The sequence below is a fragment of the Methylocystis sp. NC52PC genome (assembly GCF_055698645.1).
Window position 1 is genome coordinate 1,405,712 of sequence record NZ_CP170127.1, and the last position, 21,363, is coordinate 1,427,074.

Sequence of the window (21,363 nt, forward strand, 5' to 3'; positions counted from 1 at the left end):
TCCTCTTTGAAGTCGACGGTCTGATTTCCTCTCCCGCAAGGCGGGGGAGGGTTCGCGAGGGAGCCTGAATGCAGATCACGACAGGCGCACCCGAGCCGCTCGGCGTCACGCTCGACGAGACGGGCGCCAATGTCGCCGTTTTTTCCGCCCACGCCGACGAGATCGAGCTTTGCCTGTTCGACGCCGACGACCGCGAGACGGCGCGCATCAGGCTTCCCGCCCGCACCGGCGACGTCTTTCACGGCCATGTCGCCGGGCTCGACGACGGACAGCGCTATGGCTTTCGAGCTTATGGCCCTGACGCGCCGGCGGAGGGGCATCGCTTCAACGGCGCGAAGCTTCTCATCGACCCTTACGCGCTCGCGCTCGACCGGGCGCCGCGGCTGCATCCCAGCCAGTTCGCATTCGGCGAGACCGCCGCAGACGACAGCGCGCCCTTCGTCGCCAAAGCGGTGATGAGCCGGCCGCGGCCTGCGGCGCAGAAGCTTGCGCGCCAGGCGCCGCGAAATGCGATTATCTATGAACTTCACGTCAAGGGCTTCACCGCCGCGCATCCCGATATTCCGCAGCAATTGCGCGGACGGTTCGCCGGCCTCGCGCATGAGGCGGCGATCGCGCATTTGAAAAGACTGGGCGTCACGACGATCGAGCTGCTTCCCTGCGCGGCCTGGATCGACGAACGCCATCTGCCGCCGTTGGGCCTCGCCAACTACTGGGGCTACAATCCGATCGCCTGGATGGCGCCCGATCCGCGCCTGGCGCCCGGCGGGTGGGACGAGGTGCGCGCGGCCGTCGAGGCGCTTCACGAAGCAGGCCTCGACGTGATCGTCGACGTCGTCTTCAATCATACCGGAGAAAGCGACGCATTCGGGCCGACGCTTTCCCTGCGCGGTCTCGACAACGCTACCTATTACCGGCTTGCCGAGGAGAAGTCGCGCTATGTCAATGACGCCGGCTGCGGCAATATTCTCGCCTTCGAGCGCGCAGCCGTCGTGCGGCTCGCCATGGACGCGCTGCGCGCCTGGGCGACCTTTGGCGGCGTCGACGGTTTCCGCTTCGATCTCGCGACCACGCTGGGGCGCTTCCCTTCGGGCTTCGATCCCGACGCGCCTTTCCTGACGGCGTTGCGGCAGGATCCGCTGCTGCGCGAGCTCACGCTCATCGCCGAGCCCTGGGATCTTGGTCCGGGCGGCTATCGTCTCGGGCAATTCCCGGCGCCCTTCGCCGAATGGAACGACCGCTATCGCGACAGCGTCCGGCGTTTCTGGCGCAAAGACGCCGCGGGCGTTGGAGAATTGGCGACGCGGTTCGCGGGCTCGGAGGACCTGTTTGCGCGCCGACGTCCGTCCAGCAGCGTCAATTTCGTGACGGCCCATGACGGCTTCACGCTGCGCGACCTCGTCACCTATGAACGTAAGGGCAATGAGGGGAATGGCGAGGACAATCGCGACGGGACAACCGACAATCTCTCCTGGAACAATGGCGTGGAAGGCGAGAGCGATGAGCCTGACATCATCGCGGCGCGCGAGCGGGACCAACGCAATCTGCTGGCGACGCTCTTCTTCTCGCGGGGAACGCCCATGCTCGCCATGGGCGCCGAGCTCGGCCATACGCAGAACGGCAACAACAACGCCTATGCGCAGGACAACGAAACGAGCTGGATCGACTGGACGCTGGCGGACGCCGGGCTGATCGAGGCGACGGCGAAACTCATTGCGCTGCGCAAGGCGCATCCCGCGCTGAGGGACGATCGCTTCCTCGACGGCGCCGCCCAGGACGATTCCCTCATCCCGGATGTAGACTGGCGACGGCCCGACGGCGCGCCGATGCGCGAGGAAGATTGGCGCCGAGGCGACGCGCCGACTCTGATCGCAACGCTTTATGCGCAGGGCGACCGCGTTCTCGTCATTCTTCACAGAGACGCCGCGCCCTGTGGCGTGACGGCGCCAAAGGCGCGCGACGGCTATTGCTGGCGCCTGGCCTTCGACGCCTCTGAGGGCGAGGCGAGAGTTGAAGCGGGCGATGTGACGGCTCCGGCGCGGACCGCGGTCTTGCTCGTCGAAGAAAAGAGCGCTGCGCCGGCTCGCTTGCCCGCGCCCGACGACGCGCTGATGGCGCGGCTCGCAGAGGCGGCGGGCGTCGCCACTCACTGGCGCGACGTCGACGGCGTCGACCATCAGGTCCCGCGCGACACGCTGCTTGCGCTGCTCACCCGGCTCGGCCTGCCCGCGCGAAGCCGGACTGACGCGCGCGACAGTCTGCTGCGTCTGGCGCAAATGCGCGATCGCCGCGCCTTGCCGCAACATCTCGTCGGTCGCGAACATGCGCCTGTGACGCTGCGCCTCGGCGCGCAGATTCCCGCGCGTCTGACGCTCGCGCATGAAGACGGACACGAAGAGCCGCTGGTCCTGTCGAACGTGGCGCCCTGCGCCTGGCTTGGCGCGGACGGCGTCCGGAGCCACGGCCGCCGGGCGTCATTGCCGCCGCTTCCGGCAGGTCGTTACGACCTCCGCGCCGAGGATGGCGCAACCTGCCGTCTCATCGTCGCGCCGGGGCATTGTCATCTTCCCGAAGGCCGCGCGTTCGGCTTTTCGGCGCAGCTCTATTCTTTGCGCCGCGACGGCGATCAGGGCATGGGCGATTTCACGACGCTGCGTCGGCTCGGCGAGGAAAGCGCCAAGGCCGGCGCGGCGCTCGTCGCCCTCAATCCCCTGCATGCGCTGTTTTCGCAGGACCGCACGCGGGCGAGCCCGTATTACCCTTCCGACCGGCGCTTTCTCGATCCGCTTTACATCGACCTCGCCGATTGCCCCGGCGCCGCATCTGACCCTGAAAGCGCCCGCGCATTGTCCTCGCGCGACATGGTCGAGTATCCGGCCGTTCAGGCGCTCAAGCAGCGCGCGCTCGAAACGGCCTTTGCGCAATTCGACGATCTGGCGCGACGCCAGCCGGGCGCGGCGCCCGTCGCAGGCTTCGCCCGTTTTTGCGCCGATGGCGGCGAGGCGCTGACGCGCTTTGCGCTTTTCGAGACGATCAGCGAGACGAGGCGCGGCGAAGATTGGCGGCGCTGGCCGCAGGCCTTGCGCGACGCGCAAGCGGCCGCGCTCGCCGCTATCGCGGATCAACATGCGCCGCGTCTTCGATTTCACGCATTCCTGCAGTGGGTCGCCGATAGTCAATTCTTTGGGGCCGCCGCGGCTGCGCAGCAAGCGGGTCTTTCGCTCGGCTTTTGCCGCGACCTCGCCATCGGCGCCGCTCCCGACGGCGCGGAAAGCTGGCGCAAGGCCGCGCATCTCATCGCGGGCTTTTCGATCGGCGCGCCGCCCGATCCCTTCAGCCGCGACGGCCAGAATTGGGGCTTGCCCGCGCCCAATCCGCTGGCGATCGAAGCTGACGGCGGCGCCGACTTCGCCGAGCTGCTCAGCGCCAACATGCGCCACGCCGGCGCGCTGCGCATCGACCATGTGATGGGGCTCGCGCGGCTCTTCCTCGTGCCGGAGGGCGCAAAGGCCGGCGAGGGCGCCTATGTCTCCTATCCGCTCGACGCGCTGCTCGCGCAGCTGTCGCTCGAAAGCGTCCGGACGCGCTGCGCCGTTATTGGCGAAGACCTCGGCACGCTGCCCTGGGGCTTCAGGGAGCGTCTCGACGCTGCGCATGTCCTGAGCTATCGGGTGCTCTGGTTCGAGCGCGCCGGCGCAGGCTTCGTGGCGCCGCGCGACTATCCGGAAAAGGCCATGGCCTGCGTCTCGACGCATGATCTGCCGACGTTACGAGGCTGGTGGGAAGAAGCCGACATCGACGAGAAAGAGCGTCTCGCGCTGCTTTCGCCGCAAGCCGCCGCGGAGGAGCGGAAGGCGCGGGCGAGAGACAGGCGCGCCCTCATCGGCGCCTTGCAGGCCGAGAGACTTATCGCGCCGCGCGACGTAGAGACGCCGTTCGACGACGCGCTGGCGCAGGCGCTGCATGCGTTCGCAGCGCGCACGCCCGCGCTTCTCGCCGTGGCGCAGCTCGACGATCTCGCCGGCGAAGGCGTCGCCGTCAATCTGCCCGGAACCGACCGCGAGCGGCCGAACTGGCGACGCAAGCTGCAACCCGCAATCGAAGCGCTATTTACCTTGCCGCGGGCGGGCGCGGTTGTTTCCGCCCTCCGCCGCAATGTGGACCAGATTGCCGGGCCATAGTTCGGGCCAGTTTTTTTCAAAGACGAAGGATCTGCGGCGCGCATGACGGCATCGGCGGAGCGGTTTCGGGTTGGCGACATGCGCAGGCGCGCGGTCGGCGGCCTCGCTTTCGCCTCCGCGGTCGCCGTCGCCTCGCTCGCCGCGCGCGCCGAGGAGAAGGCGGCGACGCCCGCAGACGGTTCTGATCTCACCATCCGGCGGCTCGAGCTGCGCGGCGTCGAGGACGTCATCGGCGAAAGCAAGGAGCGCGCGCGCAAGCTCGAACAGGACGTGGCCGCCCATGCGGCGATCCGCGAAAATCTCAACAAGACGCTGATCGAGGCGACGGGCCGGCTCCAGGAGACCGAGGCCCGCGCCGCCGAGATCGAGACGCGGCTCGAAAGGCTCGGGCTGCAGGAAAAGGCCATCGTCGATTCACTTGAAGGCCGCCGCGCCACGATCGTCGAAGTGCTGATGGTTCTGCAGCGCATGGGCCGGCGTCCGCCGCCCGCGCTGCTCGCTCGGCCGCAGGACGTGCTCGACGCGTTGCGCGCCGCGCTGGCGCTCGGCGATCTGTTGCCGCAGATGCGCGCGGAAGCGCAGGCGCTGCAAACGGATCTAACCGAGCTCGTGCGGCTGCGCGACGGCGTGCGGCAGGAGCAGGCGCGCCTGACGAAAGAAAAGACGGCGCTCGCCGAGCAGCGCGAAAAACTCGGCGCGCTCATCGACATGCGCCAGGAAGCCCTCTCCGCGGCGCAGTCGGCGCTGCAGAGCGAAAGCGCGCGCGTCGAGAAACTGGCGCGCCAGGCGACGAGCCTGAAAGAGCTCATCACGCGCATGGAGGCCGAAAGCGAGGCCGCGCGCCAGGCCGCCGAGGCCGCGCGCAAGGCCGACGCCGAGCGGGCCGCCGCGCAGGCGAAGCTCGACGAAGAGCAGCGCCAGAAAGCGCTGGCCGCCCCCTTCAAGGACCCGGCGCGGCTCGCGCCCGCCGTTTCCTTCGCCGATCTCAAGGGGAAGCTGAATTTTCCGGTCGCGGGGTCGGTGCTCAAGCGCTACGGCGCGCCCGACGGTTTCGGCGGCAAGGAAAAAGCCTATTTCATCGGCGCGCGCGACAATGGCGTGGTGGTCGCGCCCTGCGACGGATGGGTCGCCTTTTCAGGTCCTTACAGAACTTATGGACAACTCTTGATCATTAACGCGGGCGGCGGCTATTATGTGGTCCTGGCCGGCATGAGTCGCTCGAATGTGAACGTCGGACAATTCGTCCTGGCGGGAGAGCCGGTGGCCAGCATGGGAGACGGAGCCGCGCAGACGGCGGCGACCATCGCGATCGGCGCGAAACAACCCATTTTGTATGTCGAGTTCCGCAAGGACGGAACCTCGATCGACTCGAGCCCATGGTGGGCCAGGTCAGACAGTCGGAAGGTCGGCGGATGATTCGCAAAACTGCTCTACTCGCTACCGGAATCGCCATCGGCGCCGGTTGCGCGACGCTTGGCCAGCAAGCGCGGGCGTTGATTGGCACGCCGGCGGTGGCGGCCACCGCCGACACCTATAAATTCCTGAGTCTGTTCGGCGACGTTTTCGACAAGGTTCGCGCCGACTATGTCGAGAAGCCCGACGAGCAGAAGCTTGTCGAAAACGCCATCAACGGCATGCTGACCTCGCTCGATCCGCATTCGAGCTACCTCGACGCCAAGGGCTTCAAGGACATGCGGACCCAGACCGAGGGCAAATTCGGCGGGCTCGGCATCGAAGTGACGCAGGAAGACGGCCTCGTGAAGGTCGTGACGCCGATCGACGACACGCCCGCGTCGCGCGCGGGCATCATGTCGGGCGACCTGATCGGCGCCATCGACGACGAGAGCGTGCAAGGCATGACGCTCAATCAGGCCGTGGACAAGATGCGCGGCGCCATCAACACGCCGGTGAAGTTGACGATCTACCGCGGCAAGGACAAGGACAAGCTCGACGTCAAGCTGACCCGCGCCGAGATCCACATCAAATCCGTGCGCGCGCGCAAACAGGACGACGACATCGCCTATGTCCGCATCTCGCAGTTCAACGAGGAGACCGCGGACGGCCTGCGCAACGCCATGGCCAAATATGCGCAGGAAATCCCGGCCGACAAATTCAAGGGCTATATCATCGACCTGCGCAACAATCCGGGCGGCCTGCTCGACCAGTCGATCCAGGTCGTCAACGCCTTCATCGACAAGGGCGAGATTGTGTCGACGCGCGGCCGCAACGCCGACGAGACCCAGCGCTACAACGCCCGTCCCGGCGATCTCTCCAAGGGCAAGCCGGTCGTGGTGCTGATCAACGGCGGCTCGGCCTCGGCGTCCGAGATCGTCGCCGGCGCGCTGCAGGACCACAAGCGCGCCACGCTGATCGGCACGCGCTCCTTCGGCAAGGGCTCGGTGCAGACCATCATCCCGCTCGGCGGCGCCAGCGGCGCGCTGCGCCTCACCACGGCGCGCTATTACACGCCGTCCGGCCGCTCGATCCAGGCCAAGGGCATCGATCCCGACATGGTGATCCTGCAGGAAGTCCCGGACGAGCTGAAGGGCAAGGACGACACCAAGGGCGAAGCCTCGCTCAAGGGCCATCTGAAGAACGGCGAGGACGAGAAGACGGGCTCGCAGGCCTATGTGCCGCCGGACGAGAAGAAGGACAAGCAGCTCATCGCCGCCATCGACCTGCTCCATGGCAAGTCCAAGGCTCAGATCCTGGCGGAACAGTCCAAGGACGTCGCCAAGGACTCGACAAAGGCCGCGACCAAGGCCAATTAAGCGCGGCGGACCAAAGGCTCCAGACAGCGGGCGCCGTGCAGCGGCGTCCGCTTTCGTTTATCAGGTCGGAAGATGCCGAATATTCTCGACTACGCCAATCCGACGCGCTTTCTGAATTTCGCGCGCATCGTCCTGCCGTGGCTCGCCGGCGTCACGCTGGTCCTCCTTGCAATCGGGCTCTACGGCGCCTTCACCGCGCCGCCCGATTATCAGCAGGGCGAAACCGTGCGCATCATGTATATTCACGTGCCCGCGGCCTGGCTGGCGCTTTTCGCCTATGTGGCGATGACGTCCGCCTCGCTCGGCGTGCTCGTGTGGAAGCATCCGCTCGCCGACGCCGCGCAAAAGACCGCCGCCTCGCTCGGCGCCGCCTTCACCTTCGTCTGCCTCGTCACCGGGTCGTTGTGGGGCAAGCCGATGTGGGGGACCTACTGGGTATGGGACGCGCGGCTCACCTCGATGCTGGTGCTGTTCCTGCTCTATCTCGGCCTCATCGCCGTGCGCCAGACGATGGACGACACGCCGCGCGGCGCGCGCGTCGCCTCGATCATGACGCTGGTCGGCGCGATCGACATTCCGATCATCAAATATTCGGTCGACTGGTGGAATACGCTGCATCAGCCGGCCTCCGTCTTCCGCATCGGCGGGCCGACGATCTCGGGCGCGATGCTGTGGCCGCTTCTGGTCATGGCGCTCGCGGCGACGCTCCTGTTCCTCACCCTTTATTTCATGGCGATCCGCAACGAAATCCTGCGCCGCCGCCTGGCGCGACTGTCGCTTCAGGCGCTGCAGGAGGGCGCGCGGGACGAAGGCGGTTCGCCCTCGCTGGAGGCCGCGCAATGAGCGACCACGCAAGCTACGTCGCGGCTGCCTATGCGATCGCCTTTCTCACCATCGGCGGCATGGCGGCGCGTATCATCCTCGATTATCGGCGCCTCAAGGCGGAGCTCGCGCGCTTTACGGCGCGCGACCAGGACGGAGGCGCTGCGTGAGCGAGCCGCTGACCGCGTCGCAGCGTTCGCCGCTGCGCTTCCTGCCGCTCGTTCTCTTTGCGCTGCTCGCGGCGCTGTTTCTCGTTCGGCTGTTCTCCGGCGACGCCTCGCGCATCCCTTCAGCGCTGATCGGCAAACCCGCGCCGCAGTTCGATCTGCCGGCGCTCGCGGGGCTGGACGCTCCCGGCCTCGCCACCGCGGATTTGCGTAAGGGCCATGTCAGCCTCGTGAATGTCTTCGCGAGCTGGTGCGCGCCCTGCCGCCAGGAGCATGTGACGCTGATGTCGATCGCCCGCGACGAGAAGCTGAAGGGCAAAGGCGTCGAGCTCTACGGCCTCTCCTACAAGGACGAAGCCGCCAACGCCCTGGGCTTCCTTCAGGAGGCGGGTAATCCTTTCCAGCGCGTCGGCGTCGATCCCGCCGGCCGCACGGCCATCGACTTCGGCGTCTATGGCGTGCCGGAGACCTTCGTAATCAAGGGCGACGGAACCATCGCCTATAAATTCATCGGTCCGCTGACGCCCTCCGCCGCGGCGACGGTTCTCATCCCGGAAATTGAAAAAGCGATGGCGAATTAGGCCTCCGCCATGAGCTTCGGGGCCGCGCCCGCGCGCGGCCGACGAACGCCCTTGCGGAAGGCGACGCCGACGAGCGTCTGACGGCGCCAGACGACCTTGGCCAAATGCCGCGCTTGGCCGAAGACCAGAATGAACTGATCGGGTAATTCGGCCTTGCAGTCGATCCGGGCGCCCGTCGTCGAAATGTCGATCACCACGCAGGGGATCGCCGGCTTGACCCCGCCGGGATCGGCCCAGGCCTCGACATAGGATTTCAGGCGCGCGGCGACGCGCTTTTCCTCCGTGGGGGCAATTTTTTGTCGCAGTCGGTCAGCGGTTGAAAGACGCATGGCGGTTCAATCACGGCGGCTCGTCGACAAGATCGTCGCGCCTAAAGCTTGACAATTCGTCACCCGCGAGCGTTGTGTTTCAAGGAATTTTCACGGCGCTTTGAGGAACAGGCCGACCGTGAGCGCCGAGCCGACGCCGATGATGAAGAGGCGCAAGACCCGCTCGTCGATCACATGGATGAGCCGCGCGCCGGAGACGCCCCCGATGGTTGCGCCCGCCGCGGTGACCAGCGCCTGCGTCCAGTGCAGATCCGGCGAAAACAGGAAAATTGCGACGGCGGAGGCGTTCATCACCCCGGCCAGCACGTTCTTGGTGGCGCTGGCGATGCGCACGGCCTGTCCCGCCATGGTCAGCGCGGCGACCATGAGAAAGCCGGCGCCGCCGCCGAAATAGCCGCCGTAGGTCGCAATCAGAAATTGGACGAACCCCGCGCCCCCCGGGCTCAGATGGCCATGGGCCTCCCCTGGCTTCCTGAAAAAGCTGCCCCAGGCGAAAAGGCCCGTCGCAAACAGCACGAGCCAGGGCACGAGGTGGGCGAAGAGGCCGCGGGGCGTCGCCAGCAGGATCACCGCGCCGATGGCGCCGCCGACGATGCTGATGGCGAAGAGCCAGAGGAGCGACACGGTCCCCACGCCTCTCGCATGCGTTCGTCCGGTCCATCCGGTGGCGACCTGAGCGGGAAAAAGCGCGACGCAGGAGGTGATGTTCGCGGCGAGCGCATCCATCCCGGTGAACATCAACGTCGGCAGAATGAGGAACGACCCGCCGCCGGCCAGCGCATTTTGCGCGCCGGCCCAAATCGCGACGACGAAGAGCAGAAGGAAAGCCATGCGCGCCTATGTCAGGTCGCGCCGCGCCTGGCAAGCGATCCGGGCGCGTTATGCCTGCGCTTCTTTTTCGAGGCCGGCGGCGATGAGGCGGACCAGCGCGTCGAGCTGGGCGTCCAGCGTCTGCGGCGGGGTCGCCGCGAGCTTCTGTTCGAGGCCCAGCGCCACCACGCCGTGCACGGCGGAAAACAGGGTGCGGGCGAGGCGGGCGCGGGACTCCTGGTCCTGACCGGGAAGCAACTGGCCGAGCGGCGTCTCGAGGCGTGAGAAAAGCTGGTTGCGGGCGTCCACATACCAGTCGGGCACGGGCGCGCCGCCGGAGAGGCGATGCTCGAACAACGCCCGCCAACTCGGCTCCTCGGCGCGGGCGAAATCGAGATAGGCGCGGGCCATCGCGCGCAGGGAGCCGGCCGGCTCTGCGTCCCGCAGGGCGCCGTCGAGCGCTTCTCCCAGACGCTGCAGCGTCGACAGATTGACCCGCAGGATCAGCTCGTCGAGATCGTCGAAGGCCGTGTAGATCGCGCCCAGGGCGCACCCCGCCTCCGAGGCGAGGTCGCGGGCCTTCAGTCCCGCAAGCCCCCGCGCGGCGATCGATTGGCGGGCGACGTCCAGAAGACGCTCGCGCAATTTCGAGCGGCGCTGCGCGCCGGCCTCGGTCCTGGTCTCGCTCACCCAAGGCATCCTTTCGGGTTCCGCGCGCAGTCGGCGAGGGCCGGCGGCGGCGCCGGACACGGACATTTGTTCAAACCGCCAAAGCGGGCGCGCGGTTCCAGCATGGCTCAACCGTTAAGCACGCCTTCGAACGCAGTTCAACATTTCTCTTGAACAAAGTTCAAAGTTGCGCTACCTCTTTTTGAACGAAGTTCAAAACGGAGCAGGTCATGCTGAAGACCGTGATCACCTTGCTGAGGGGGCGGGCGTTCGAGGCCGATGAGCGCTTCGCGGACCGCCATGCGCTGGTCATTCTGGACCAGCAGATTCGAGATGCCGCCTCAGCCCTCGCGCGCGCCAAAAAGGCGCTCGCCCTCGCGACCGCCCAGGATGGGGTCGAAGCGAAAAAACTTTCTGCGGTGCGGGCCGAGATCGAGGCGCTCGAAAGCCGCGCGGTCGAGGCCCTGAGGGGCGGCCGCGAGGATCTCGCCGAAAAGGCCGCGGCCGCCATTGGGGCGCTCGAAGCCGACGCGGCCGCCGCCGACACGGCGCGCCAGACTTTTGCGGTCGAGATCGGCAAGCTCGAACGCGCTCTTCAGCGCCAGACCGCGCGGCTCGCGGAACTCGACCGGGGACGCCGGATCGCCCGGGCGGCCGAGGCGGTGCGAATCGCCCGTCAGGGACGACTGGAGGAGGCCCCCTGTCATCGCGCCACCCTTTCGGAAGCCGAGGCGACGCTCGCGCGGCTGCGCGAGCGTCAGCTGGAGGCGAGCGCCGCAGAGGCCGCGCTCGATTCTCTCGACGTCGCGGCCCCCGCCGAGACGCTTCAGGAGACCCTCGCGGCGGCCGGCTTCGGTCCGCCAGCCGCGCCCCGCGCCGCGGATGTTCTCGCCCGCCTCAGACGGAGGGCTGCGGCGCCGAGCGCGCCCGCGTGATCAAAGCCCGCCATGGGCTGGGGACTTCGCATGCAACAAGGAGAAACGACAATGACCGCACAGCCGATCAAGCACTCCGCCGCTTTCGTGACCTTCTCCTACGCCGCCTTCGGCCTCGCCGCGGCCATGATGGCCGGCGGCGTGTTTGTCATGCCCATCGATTACTGGATGAAGGGCTTTCTGCTCATGGGCATGGTGATGCTGGTGCAGTCCTGCATCGTCCTCGCCAAGACGATCCGCGACAATGTCGAGGCGGAGAAGCTCTTGAACCGGATCGAGGACGCCAAGGCCGAGCGCCTGCTGATGGACGTCGCCAAGGTTGGCGGCTGAAAACCGATCATGTTGAAAGGGGCCGGCGTCTTGATCATTGGTCAACATTGGTCAAATGTCGCCGGCCCGCCTGTTGGAACAAAGCTCATGTCGCAATCGCTTCTGGCCACGCGCCGTTTCGCGCCGCTTTTCTGGCGCCAGTTCTTCGCGGCGTTCAACGACAATTTCCTCAAGAACGCGCTCGTCCTGCTTATCTTGGCGAAATTCGGCGGTTCGGAGGGCGCGTCGCTGGTGACGCTCGCCGGCGCCATCTTCATCGCGCCCTTCTTTCTGCTCTCCGGGCTTGCCGGCGAGATGGCGGATAAATTCGACAAGGCGCGAATCGCGAGAGCGCTGAGCCTGGCGGAAATAGGGGTCGCGAGCCTTTCGGCCGCGGGCTTTTATTTCGAGAATGTGCCGACGCTCTTCGCCGCGCTGCTGCTCTTCGGCGTCACCGGCGCGCTGTTCGGGCCGGTGAAATATGGCATTCTGCCCGACCATCTGACGCGGGAGGAGCTTCCCGCCGGCAATGCGCTCGTGGAAAGCGCGACCTTCTTCGCGATTCTCACGGGCACGATCGCCGGCGGCCTCGCCATGCAGACCCATGACGAGCGGCTCGGGGCCTTGGGCTTCGTCGGCGGGGTCATGGGCGTGGCGCTCGCGGCCTACGCCGCCGCCTGGTTCATCCCCTCGACGCCGCGGGGCGCCGCCGATCTCAAGATCGACGCCAATATCGTGCGCTCGACCTTCCGGCTGCTCAAGGCGCTGCGCGCCGCGCCGCAACTCAAGCGCCTCACCACGGTGACGAGCCTGTTCTGGCTCTACGGCTCGATCGCCATGTCGCTGATGCCGCCGCTCGTCACCCAGTCGCTGCATGGCGCCGAAAGCGTCGTGACGCTGCATCTCGCCATCTTTGCGATCGCCATCGGCGTGGGCTCCGGCCTCGCCGCCTTTCTGCTCAAGGGGCGCATCGTGTTGCTGCCCGCCGTCGTCGGCGCGGCCATCATCGCCGCGGCTTCTATCGATCTCGGCGTCATGGAGCTGCGCCGCGCCGCCGAGGGCTCGGTTTCCAATCTCGACATCGCCGCCTATTTCGAGCAAACCGGCTCGCTGCGCGCCTCGATCGACCTTGCGCTGCTGGCGCTCGCCGGCGGGCTGATGATCGTTCCGTCCTTCGCGGCCATTCAGGCGCAAAGCCCGGCCGATCAGCGCGCCCGCACCGTCGCGGCGGTCAATGTCCACAACGCCGCCTTCATGGCGCTGGGCGGGGCCGGGGTCGCCTTTCTGCAAAGCAAGGGCGTGACGCTTGCCGAGCTTTTCCTCGGCATGGGCGCGGTCGCCTTTCTCTCCGCGATCTGGATCAGGAGGAAAGTCGTCACCAACCCTTTTCTTGACGCGCTGTCGATCTTCTTTCGCGCCTTCTACCGGCTCGACGTGAAGGGGATCGACAATTTCGACAAGGCGGGCCCGAACCCGATCGTCGCGCTCAATCATGTCAGTTTTCTCGACGCGGCGGCGATTCTCTCGGTCATGCCAAGGGATCCCGTCTTCGCGATCGACTCGGGCATTTCCAAACGCTGGTGGGTGAGGCCTTTTCTTCACTTCACCCGCGCCATTCCGCTCGATCCGACGAAGCCGATGGGCACGCGCACGCTCGTCAACGCCGTGAAGGCGGGCGATCCGCTGGTGATCTTTCCGGAAGGACGCCTCACCGTCACTGGCAGCCTGATGAAGGTCTACGACGGCGCCGGCCTCATCGCCGAGAAATCCGGCGCCCTCGTCGTGCCGGTGAAGATCGACGGCCCCGAGGCGACGATGTTTTCGCGCCTGACCCGCGAGCAGGCGCGGCGGCGCTGGTTTCCCAAATTCACGCTCACGGTTTTGGAGCCGGTTCGCCTCACGGTCGACGAGGCGCTCAAGGGCAAGGCGCGCCGCATGGCGGCGGGCGCGGCGCTTTATCAGATCATGTCGGACCTCGTGTTTCGCACGACGAAGGTCGACGAGACGATCTTCGAGGCGGTCGTGCGCGCCGGCGACACGCACGGCTTGTCGCGCGTCGCGCTCGAAGATCCGCTCGCCGGCCAGCTCACCTATCGAAAAATCCTCGTCAGCACGCGCGCGCTCGCCGAGCGGATCGCCAGGATCGGCGCGCCGGGCGACGTCGTCGGCGTCATGCTGCCGAACGCCAATGCGGCCGGCGTCGCGTTTCTCGCGACGATCTCGGCCGGGCGCGTTCCCGCCATGATCAATTTTACCGCGGGCGCGAGCAATATCCTCTCGGGCTGCGAAGCGGCGCGGGTGACGACTATTCTCACCTCGAAAAACTTCATCGAGAAAGGCAAGCTCGACAGGCTCGCGGCCGCTCTCTGTGAAAAAGTAACGCTCGTCTATCTCGAAGACATGCGCGCAAGCATCGGCGCCGTCGACAGGCTCGGCGCGCTCCTGCGCTACAGAAAGCCGGTCCTCCCCCGCAAGTCCAACGACATGGCCGCCGTGCTGTTCACGTCGGGCTCGGAGGGCGCGCCGAAAGGCGTGGCGCTCTCGCACAGAAACATGCTGGTCAACGCGGCGCAGGCGGCGGCGCGCATCGACTTCGGCCGCAAGGACAAGGTCTTCAACGTGCTGCCGGTGTTCCACTGCTTCGGCCTGACGATCGGCTTCATGCTGCCGCTCATCTCCGGCGTGCCGGTCTATTTCTATCCGTCGCCGCTGCATTACCGCATCGTGCCGGAGATGATCTACGGCACCAACGCCACGATCTTTTTCGGCACGGACACGTTTCTGGCGGGCTATGCGCGCTCGGCGCATCCTTACGACTTCCGTTCGATCCGCTATGTCGTCGCGGGCGCCGAGCCCGTGAAGCAATCGACCCGCGACGTCTGGTGCGAAAAATTCGGCATTCGCATCCTCGAGGGATACGGCGTCACCGAAACGGCCCCCGTGCTCGCGCTCAATACGCCGATGTTCAACAAATTCGGCACGGTGGGCCGGCTCATGCCCGGCGTCGAGGCCCGGCTCGAGGCCGTGCCGGGCGTCGAGGAGGGCGGCCGTCTCCTGGTGCGCGGCCCCAATGTCATGATGGGCTATCTCAAGGCCGAGCGTCCCGGCGAACTGCTGCCGCCGCAGGGCGGCTGGTACGACACGGGCGACATCGTCACGATCGACGCCCAGGGCTTTGTGACGATCAAGGGCCGCGCCAAGCGCTTCGCCAAGGTCGGCGGCGAGATGGTGTCGCTCGCCGCCGTCGAGCAGCTCGCGGCCGAACTCTGGCCCAAGGCGATTTCCGCCGCCGCGACGGAGATTGACGCGCGCAAGGGCGAGCGCGTCGTGCTCGTCACGCAGGAGAAGGAGGCGAGCCGCGCCGAATTCATGGCCTACGCCAAATCGAAAGGCGCCTCGGATCTCTCGATCCCGGCCGAGGTCGTCTGCGTCGAGCGCGTGCCGCTGCTCGGCTCCGGCAAGATCGACTTCGCCGGCGTGACGAAAATGGTGCGCGAGCGCAACCGCTATCTCGGCGGCGGTCCGCGGCTGCCGAACGGCGTGCTCGGCCGCATCGACGGCGACGCCGCGTCATCGGTTTCAGGGTGAGGCGCGCCGCCCTGGCCCTCGCCGTGGCGCCGAAAGAGGGCGGGGGAGTCAACTCCAGAACGGCTTGAGCTTTTTGAGTTTCTTTTCGGTCTTACGCGCATGCGCCGCGCCCTCTTGCGCCGCATGGGCGAACCAGCCGCGCACGAAGCCGGAGGGGCGCAGGCTCGTGGCGCTTTCGGCGTCGACGTCGTCCAGCAGCCGGCCCGCCATCGCGATGTCGTTGAAGGCGCCGAGCCCGTCCTGACTCTTGGCGAGCGCCGCCGAGAACTCTGCGGCCGCGTCCGCGTCGAACAGGCTTTCAAAGAACTCCGCGCCATAGCGGGCTTTCTTTAAGGCGATACGGGCGGCGTGGCGCTCTTCCGGCGAGCGCTTGGCGAGGCCCCTGGTTTTCTTCAGGACGCGCTTGCGCAGCCGCGAGAGCGTCTCACGCGCGAAAGCGCGCGCCGATCCTTCATCCGACATGCCGGGCGCCGCGCGCCAGTCCCGCTCGGCGATAGCTTTACGGAAGTCGCCCAGGAAATCTTCGAGCCGCGGCCCCTCGAGCTCCGCCCGGGCCGCGCGATAGGCCTTGGCGCGCCGCAACTCGAGCGCGTCGAGCAGCGCGTAAAAGCCCGGATCGTCGCTCAAGGCCTCGCCCGGCCCCGCCGTGAGCATCTCGTGAAAAACGTCGAAATTGCGCGCCGCGCCGAGGACGGAGCCGAGGTCCTTGGCCCGCGCCCGCGCCGCCTCCAGCGCCTCGCCGAACAGCGCGTCCTTGAAGAGACCCATCGCCGCCCGCAGCCGCCGCAAAGCGACCCGCATTTGATGAACGGCTTCCGCCGACTGGTCCCCCTTGAAGGCCGGCAGATTGGCTTCGAAGTGGTCGAGCGACGCCGAGAAGACGCAGACCGCGGCGTCCTCGACCGAATCGCTCGCAAGAAGCTTCACCGACCGGGCCTTTTGGGGCTCCTCGGCGGCGGCCGGCACGAGGCGTAGCGTCGCCCCGCGGCCTGCTCCGCCCTCGACGCCGCCGTGCTTCGCGGGTTCCATCGCGCTCGTCTCCCTTGGCCCGTTGATTCTGGCGGCCGGCCGGCGGGGGTCAAGAGCGCGAGAACGCCCGCACTTGATTAAGACGCCCGCTCTTGCTTTATCGCGGCGCAACATTCGTTAAGAAGCGCAGGAGACCGCACCTATGTCCGTCTGGCCCGTCTATGGCAAAATCACCGGCCCGATCGTCTTGATCGGCTTCGGCTCCATCGGGCGCGGCATCCTGCCCCTGATCGAACGCCATTTCGACTTCGACAAGCAGCGCTTCACGGTCATCGACCCCGTCGATACGCACCGCCGCCTGCTCGACGAGCGCGGCATTGCTTTTCTCAAGGAGAAGCTCACGCCCGAAAATTACCGCGAGGTGCTGACGCCGCTCCTCGCCAAGGGCGGCGGACAGGGCTTTATCGTCAATCTGTCGGTCGACGTCTCCTCGCTCGCCATCATGAAACTCGCGCGCGAGCTGAAGGCGCTTTACGTCGACACGGTGGTCGAGCCCTGGCCGGGCTTTTATTTCGACACGTCCATGGGCAATGAGGCGCGCACCAATTACGCGCTGCGCGAGACCATTCTCGACGAGCGCCGCAAGAACCCCGGCGGGACGACGGCCGTCTCCTGCGTCGGCGCCAATCCGGGCATGGTGTCCTGGTTCGTGAAACAGGCGCTCGTGAATATCGCGAAAGATACGGGCGTTTTCGACAAGGAGCCGACGACCCGCGCGGAATGGGGCGCGCTCGCCCAGAAGCTCGGCGTCAAGGGCGTTCATATCGCCGAGCGGGACACGCAGCGCGCCCGCGACCCCAAGCCGCTCAATGTCTTCGTCAACACCTGGTCGGTGGAGGGCTTCGTCTCGGAGGGCATGCAACCCGCCGAGCTCGGCTGGGGAACGCATGAGAAGGCGTTGCCGGAGATCGGCCGCACCCACCCGACGGGCTGCGGGGCGGCGATTTACCTGCTCTCGCCCGGCGCCAATACGCGCGTGCGCAGCTGGTGCCCGACGCCCGGGGCGCAATATGGCTTCCTCGTCACGCATAATGAATCGATCTCGATTGCGGATTACTTCACCGTGCGTGACGACAGCGGCAAGGCGGTCTACCGGCCGACCTGCCATTACGCCTATCACCCGGCCAATGACGCGGTGCTGTCGCTCCACGAAATCTTCGGCGCCGCCGGCAGGATGCAGCCCGAATGGAAGATCCTCGACGAGCACGAGATCGTCGACGGGATCGACGAACTCGGCGTGCTGCTCTATGGCCACGCCAAGAACGCCTATTGGTACGGCTCGCAGCTCTCGATCGAGGAGACGCGCGACCTCGCGCCCTATCAGAACGCCACCGGCCTTCAAGTCTCCTCGGCGGCGCTCGCCGGCATGGTCTGGGCGCTCGAAAATCCGGAGGCCGGCATCGTCGAGGCCGACGAGGTCGACTACAAGCGCTGCCTCGAGGTCCAGCTCCCCTATCTCGGCCCTGTGAAGGGCTATTACACGGACTGGACGCCGCTCGAGGGACGCCCCGGCCTCTTCCCTGAGGACATCGACGAAACCGACCCCTGGCAGTTCAAGAATATTCTGGTGCGCTGAAGGCTCCACGGCGGGCGCGCCGCGCGGGCGCGCGGGCGCGGAAATGTAAACAGGCCGACGCACGACCCCTCCTGCTTCGAGGGCCTCCCAAAGGAGGCCTCCGCCAAGCCGGAGGGGTTATTTTTTTTGAGCTTCACGGCGCACGCAGCCGCTTGTTCCGACCCCTTGCCACGGCCCGATTTGTTCTATATCTGTTCCTTATTCGCGCTATGTTCCGCACTGGCAGGTCGAGCCGGGGCGGCGCGTAAGTCCCCGAAGCGCGATTATGGGAGGCCGGGCGACCGGCCTCCCCAGAGCGCGATTATGGGAGGCCGGGGGACCGGCCTCCCGGTCGACGGCGGGAGTTCGTCATGGCTCGGCTCGCGGAAATTTCGCCCGACGCGGAGGGCTCCGCTGGCGTCGGCGCGCACGTCGGATCGGAGCGCCGGCGCGGGCGCGGCGCGCTCTCCAAGCGCAGCGGGCGTTATGAGACGGAAGTCCGCGAGGAGGTCGACGACGGCTGGGGCTCGATGGAGGGCCTCCAGGCGCTCAAGACCAATTTCCACGTCGAGAAGCCCCGGACGATCATCACCAAGAATGATTCGCCGGACATCTCCTTCGATCGCTCGATCAACCCCTATCGCGGCTGCGAGCATGGCTGCGTCTATTGCTTCGCGCGACCGACCCACGCCTATATGGGCTTCTCGCCCGGTCTCGATTTCGAGACGGAGATTTTCGTCAAGGAAGGCGCGGCCCAGCTCCTCGAACGGGAATTGTCCGCTCAAAATTACACGCCGAAGGTCATCGCCATCGGCGCCAACACCGACCCCTATCAGCCCGCCGAGCGGCGCCATCGGGTGATGCGCAGCGTTCTCGAAGTGCTGGCGCGGGCGAAACATCCGGTGGCCATCGTCACAAAATCCGCGCTGGTGCTGCGCGACCTCGATCTGCTGGCCCCCATGGCGCAAGAGGGCCTCGTCAAGGTCGCTCTTTCGGTCACGACGCTCGATCCCAGCCTGGCGCGGGTGATGGAGCCCCGCGCCGCGACGCCCGAACGACGGCTCGACGCGATGGCGAAACTCGCGGCGGCGGGCGTGCCGGTCGCGGTGATGACGGCGCCGATTATTCCGGCGATCAACGACGATGAAATCGAGGCCATCCTGTCGAGGGCTTACGCCGCGGGCGCGCGCGAGGCGGGCTATGTCATGCTGCGCCTGCCGCTCGAACTTCGCGATTTGTTCAGCGAATGGCTCGTCGCCAATTTCCCGGACAAGGCGCGCCGGGCGCTCTCGCTGGTGCGCTCGACGCGCGGCGGCAAGACTTATGATGCGACCTTCGGCAAGCGCATGACGGGAGAGGGGCCCTATGCCTGGATGATCGGCCGGCGCTTCGAGCTCGCCGCCAAGCGGCTCGGCTTCTCCTCGACGACGACGCGGCTGCGCGCCGATCTCTTCGAACCGCCGCGCAAAGGGCCCCAGCAACTCGCGCTTTTTTAAGGGGAAAAGGGCAAGCTTTCTGTTGCGCTTCGACGGCGCAGGCGCTTTGCTAAGCAAATGCGCGCCAATGCGAAAGACCCCGCCCTCCGGTCGCGCCGCTCTGGAGCGGCGGAGCGATGAGCGCGGGTCCGGATTTCCGCATCGAGGGCCGTCTGTTCCGACAGGGGGTGTGGCCGGTCGCCGGCGTCGACGAAGTGGGCCGCGGGCCGCTCGCCGGGCCTGTCGCGGCCGCCGCCGTCATTCTCGACCCGAAGCGCCTGCCGCGCGGCCTCGACGATTCCAAGGCGCTCACCCAGAAAGAGCGCGAAGACGCCTTCGAGCGCATTATGAAGAAGGCCCTTGCGGTCAGCGTCTCCTTCGTCACGCCGGCGGAAATCGACGCCATGAACATCCGGCAAGCCTCGCTCGCCGCCATGACCCGGGCCATCGCCGGGCTCTCCCGCGCGCCGGCCTATGTCCTCGTCGACGGGTCCGATCCGCCGCGCCTCTCCTGCCCCTGTCGCGCCATCGTCAAAGGCGACGCGGCGGCGCTCTCCATCGCCGCCGCCTCCATTGTCGCGAAGGTCGCGCGCGACGCCATGATGCGGCGGCTCGGCGCGCATTTCCCCCCTTACGGTTTCGAGACGAATGTCGGCTACGCCGCGCCACGCCATCTCGACGCGCTGCGCGAGATCGGCCCAACGCCTCTCCACCGCATGAGTTTCTCGCCGCTGCGCGAGGGCTGAGCGTCGCCGTTAGCTTATTGCTAAGCTTGTTATTTCATTAACAGAATCGTTCGAAAAAGGGACGGTCCGGCGCTGGCTCTCTATACGCGGCCTTTACCTCGTTTGGGCATCATCCTGCGTGTTCGTAGCGTTTGTGGTGTTTGCGTAAATGAGTAGCGCGCGCGTCGGGGCGGCCCGCCTCACAACCCGGATAAAGGTCACGCGTACCGGGGATTTAAAGGATGGGCCGCGCCGCGCGCGGCCGGCGCGCAACATGATCCTGCAAGGCGATTGCGTGTCGCTGATGAAGGGTCTCGACGCCGAAAGCGTCGACCTCGTCTTCGCGGATCCGCCCTATAATCTCCAACTCGCGAGCAAGCTCACGCGGCCCGATCAGAGCCTCGTCGACGCGGTTGACGACGACTGGGACAAATTCGCCGATTTCGCCGCCTATGACACTTTCACCCGCGAATGGCTCTCGGCCGCGCGGCAGGTGATGAAGCCCCAGGCGACAATCTTCGTCATTGGCTCCTATCACAATATATTCCGCGTCGGCGCGATCATGCAGGATCTCGGGTTCTGGATCTTGAACGACATCGTCTGGCGCAAGAACAACCCCATGCCGAATTTCCGCGGCCGCCGCTTCACCAACGCCCATGAAACGATGATCTGGGCCGCGCGCGACGCCGGCGCAAAAAATTACACGTTCAATTACGAGGGGCTGAAGGCCGGCAATGAAGACTGCCAGATGCGCTCGGACTGGCTCCTGCCGATCTGCACCGGCGCCGAGCGCTTGAAGGACGCAACGGGCCGCAAGACGCATCCGACGCAAAAGCCCGAGACGCTGCTGGCGCGTGTGATTCTCTCGGCCTCTAAGGCGGGCGATCTGGTGCTCGATCCGTTCTTTGGCTCCGGCACAACGGGCGCCGTCGCCAAGCGGCTGCGCCGCGATTACATCGGTCTCGAACGCGATGCGTCTTACGCCAACGCCGCCGTCGCGCGCATCGCCGCAGTCGAGCCGCTGCCCGAGGAGGCCGTCGCGACCGCGCCCTCGAAACGCAGCGAACCGCGTATTGCATTCGCGAGCCTCGTCGAGGCGGGGCTCATTGCGCCCGGCGCCGTGCTGCGCGACGCGAAGAAGCGCCACGCCGCGGTCGTGCGCGCGGACGGCGCGTTGTCGCTATCGGGCTTCGTCGGCTCGATTCACAAGACAGGCGCGCTGGCGCAGGGCCTGCCGGCCTGCAACGGCTGGACCTTCTGGCATTATGAGGAGGAGGGCCGCTTGGCGCCCATCGACGAACTGCGCACGCAAATCCGACAGAGCCTGCGGGCGGCTGCGGAATAAGAGCGCGATCCGTGTGATTTTTGAGCCAGGACTTAAGGCCTCATCCTGATGAGGAGCCGCCGAAGGCGGCGT

The 21,363-nt window shown here is 66.7% G+C and carries 17 protein-coding genes; 13 read left to right on the top strand and 4 right to left on the bottom strand.

All coding sequences use genetic code 11. From position 1 onward, the window contains the following. The first annotated feature begins 68 nt into the window (after nt 1-68). The 6 genes from glgX (at nt 69) to ACETII_RS08705 (ending at nt 8,522) form a co-directional block, all read left to right on the top strand. Nucleotides 69-4,181, top strand: coding sequence for a glycogen debranching protein GlgX (glgX, locus tag ACETII_RS08680; RefSeq protein ID WP_472787776.1), 4,113 nt, complete (start codon nt 69-71; stop codon nt 4,179-4,181). Between the two features lie 42 nt (nt 4,182-4,223). Next, on the top strand, nt 4,224-5,597 hold the full coding sequence (locus tag ACETII_RS08685; protein ID WP_472787777.1) for a murein hydrolase activator EnvC family protein: 1,374 nt from the start codon (nt 4,224-4,226) through the stop codon (nt 5,595-5,597). Continuing rightward, nucleotides 5,594-6,952, top strand: a complete 1,359-nt coding sequence (locus ACETII_RS08690) for a S41 family peptidase (protein WP_363350660.1) — start codon at nt 5,594-5,596, stop codon at nt 6,950-6,952. Before ACETII_RS08685 ends, ACETII_RS08690 begins: the two co-directional genes overlap by 4 nt. Before the next feature lie 72 nt (nt 6,953-7,024). Continuing rightward, entirely contained in the window at nt 7,025-7,795 is a 771-nt protein-coding gene (locus ACETII_RS08695) for a heme ABC transporter permease (RefSeq protein WP_363350662.1), read from the top strand. Further along, nucleotides 7,792-7,944 carry a heme exporter protein CcmD gene (ccmD, locus tag ACETII_RS08700; protein ID WP_363350664.1) on the top strand — a complete coding sequence of 51 codons (153 nt, stop codon included), beginning with the start codon at nt 7,792-7,794 and terminating at the stop codon, nt 7,942-7,944. The genes ACETII_RS08695 and ccmD overlap by 4 nt, the downstream gene beginning before the upstream one ends. Continuing rightward, nucleotides 7,941-8,522 carry a DsbE family thiol:disulfide interchange protein gene (locus tag ACETII_RS08705; protein ID WP_472787778.1) on the top strand — a complete coding sequence of 194 codons (582 nt, stop codon included), beginning with the start codon at nt 7,941-7,943 and terminating at the stop codon, nt 8,520-8,522. The genes ccmD and ACETII_RS08705 overlap by 4 nt, the downstream gene beginning before the upstream one ends. Here ACETII_RS08705 and ACETII_RS08710 read toward each other — a convergent pair. The 3 genes from ACETII_RS08710 to ACETII_RS08720 form a co-directional block, all read right to left on the bottom strand. Continuing rightward, nucleotides 8,519-8,851: a PilZ domain-containing protein gene (locus tag ACETII_RS08710; RefSeq protein ID WP_472787779.1), complete on the bottom strand. Its 333-nt coding sequence runs from the start codon at nt 8,849-8,851 to the stop codon at nt 8,519-8,521. The two genes, ACETII_RS08705 and ACETII_RS08710, sit on opposite strands and share 4 nt — an antisense overlap. Nucleotides 8,852-8,941: 90 nt before the next feature. Beyond that, on the bottom strand, nt 8,942-9,682 hold the full coding sequence (locus ACETII_RS08715; RefSeq protein WP_363350670.1) for a sulfite exporter TauE/SafE family protein: 741 nt from the start codon (nt 9,680-9,682) through the stop codon (nt 8,942-8,944). A 48-nt stretch (nt 9,683-9,730) separates the two neighbouring features. Further along, a complete protein-coding gene (locus tag ACETII_RS08720) occupies nt 9,731-10,360 on the bottom strand; it encodes a TetR/AcrR family transcriptional regulator (protein ID WP_363350672.1) in 630 nt (209 codons plus the stop codon). Between the two features lie 200 nt (nt 10,361-10,560). Here ACETII_RS08720 and ACETII_RS08725 point away from each other — a divergent pair, with 200 nt between their 5' ends. The 3 genes from ACETII_RS08725 to ACETII_RS08735 all read left to right on the top strand — a co-directional run bounded on the left by ACETII_RS08725 (nt 10,561) and on the right by ACETII_RS08735 (nt 15,162). Continuing rightward, nucleotides 10,561-11,265: a PspA/IM30 family protein gene (locus tag ACETII_RS08725; protein ID WP_472787780.1), complete on the top strand. Its 705-nt coding sequence runs from the start codon at nt 10,561-10,563 to the stop codon at nt 11,263-11,265. A gap of 51 nt (nt 11,266-11,316) precedes the next feature. Beyond that, entirely contained in the window at nt 11,317-11,595 is a 279-nt protein-coding gene (locus tag ACETII_RS08730; protein ID WP_363350676.1) for a YiaA/YiaB family inner membrane protein, read from the top strand. Between the two features lie 87 nt (nt 11,596-11,682). Further along, nucleotides 11,683-15,162, top strand: a complete 3,480-nt coding sequence (locus tag ACETII_RS08735) for an acyl-[ACP]--phospholipid O-acyltransferase (protein WP_472787781.1) — start codon at nt 11,683-11,685, stop codon at nt 15,160-15,162. Between the two features lie 48 nt (nt 15,163-15,210). Here ACETII_RS08735 and ACETII_RS08740 read toward each other — a convergent pair whose 3' ends face one another. After that, nucleotides 15,211-16,191: a CHAD domain-containing protein gene (locus ACETII_RS08740; protein WP_472787782.1), complete on the bottom strand. Its 981-nt coding sequence runs from the start codon at nt 16,189-16,191 to the stop codon at nt 15,211-15,213. A gap of 142 nt (nt 16,192-16,333) precedes the next feature. Here ACETII_RS08740 and ACETII_RS08745 point away from each other — a divergent pair, with 142 nt between their 5' ends. The 4 genes from ACETII_RS08745 (at nt 16,334) to ACETII_RS08760 (ending at nt 21,291) form a co-directional block, all read left to right on the top strand. Further along, entirely contained in the window at nt 16,334-17,767 is a 1,434-nt protein-coding gene (locus ACETII_RS08745; protein ID WP_472787783.1) for a homospermidine synthase, read from the top strand. Between the two features lie 350 nt (nt 17,768-18,117). After that, on the top strand, nt 18,118-19,242 hold the full coding sequence (locus ACETII_RS08750) for a PA0069 family radical SAM protein (protein ID WP_472787784.1): 1,125 nt from the start codon (nt 18,118-18,120) through the stop codon (nt 19,240-19,242). A 116-nt stretch (nt 19,243-19,358) separates the two neighbouring features. Further along, a complete protein-coding gene (locus ACETII_RS08755) occupies nt 19,359-19,967 on the top strand; it encodes a ribonuclease HII (protein WP_363350687.1) in 609 nt (202 codons plus the stop codon). Between the two features lie 148 nt (nt 19,968-20,115). Beyond that, nucleotides 20,116-21,291 (top strand): DNA methyltransferase, encoded by a 1,176-nt coding sequence (locus ACETII_RS08760; RefSeq protein ID WP_472787785.1) that lies wholly within the window; start codon nt 20,116-20,118, stop codon nt 21,289-21,291. Nucleotides 21,292-21,363 lie beyond the last annotated feature (72 nt).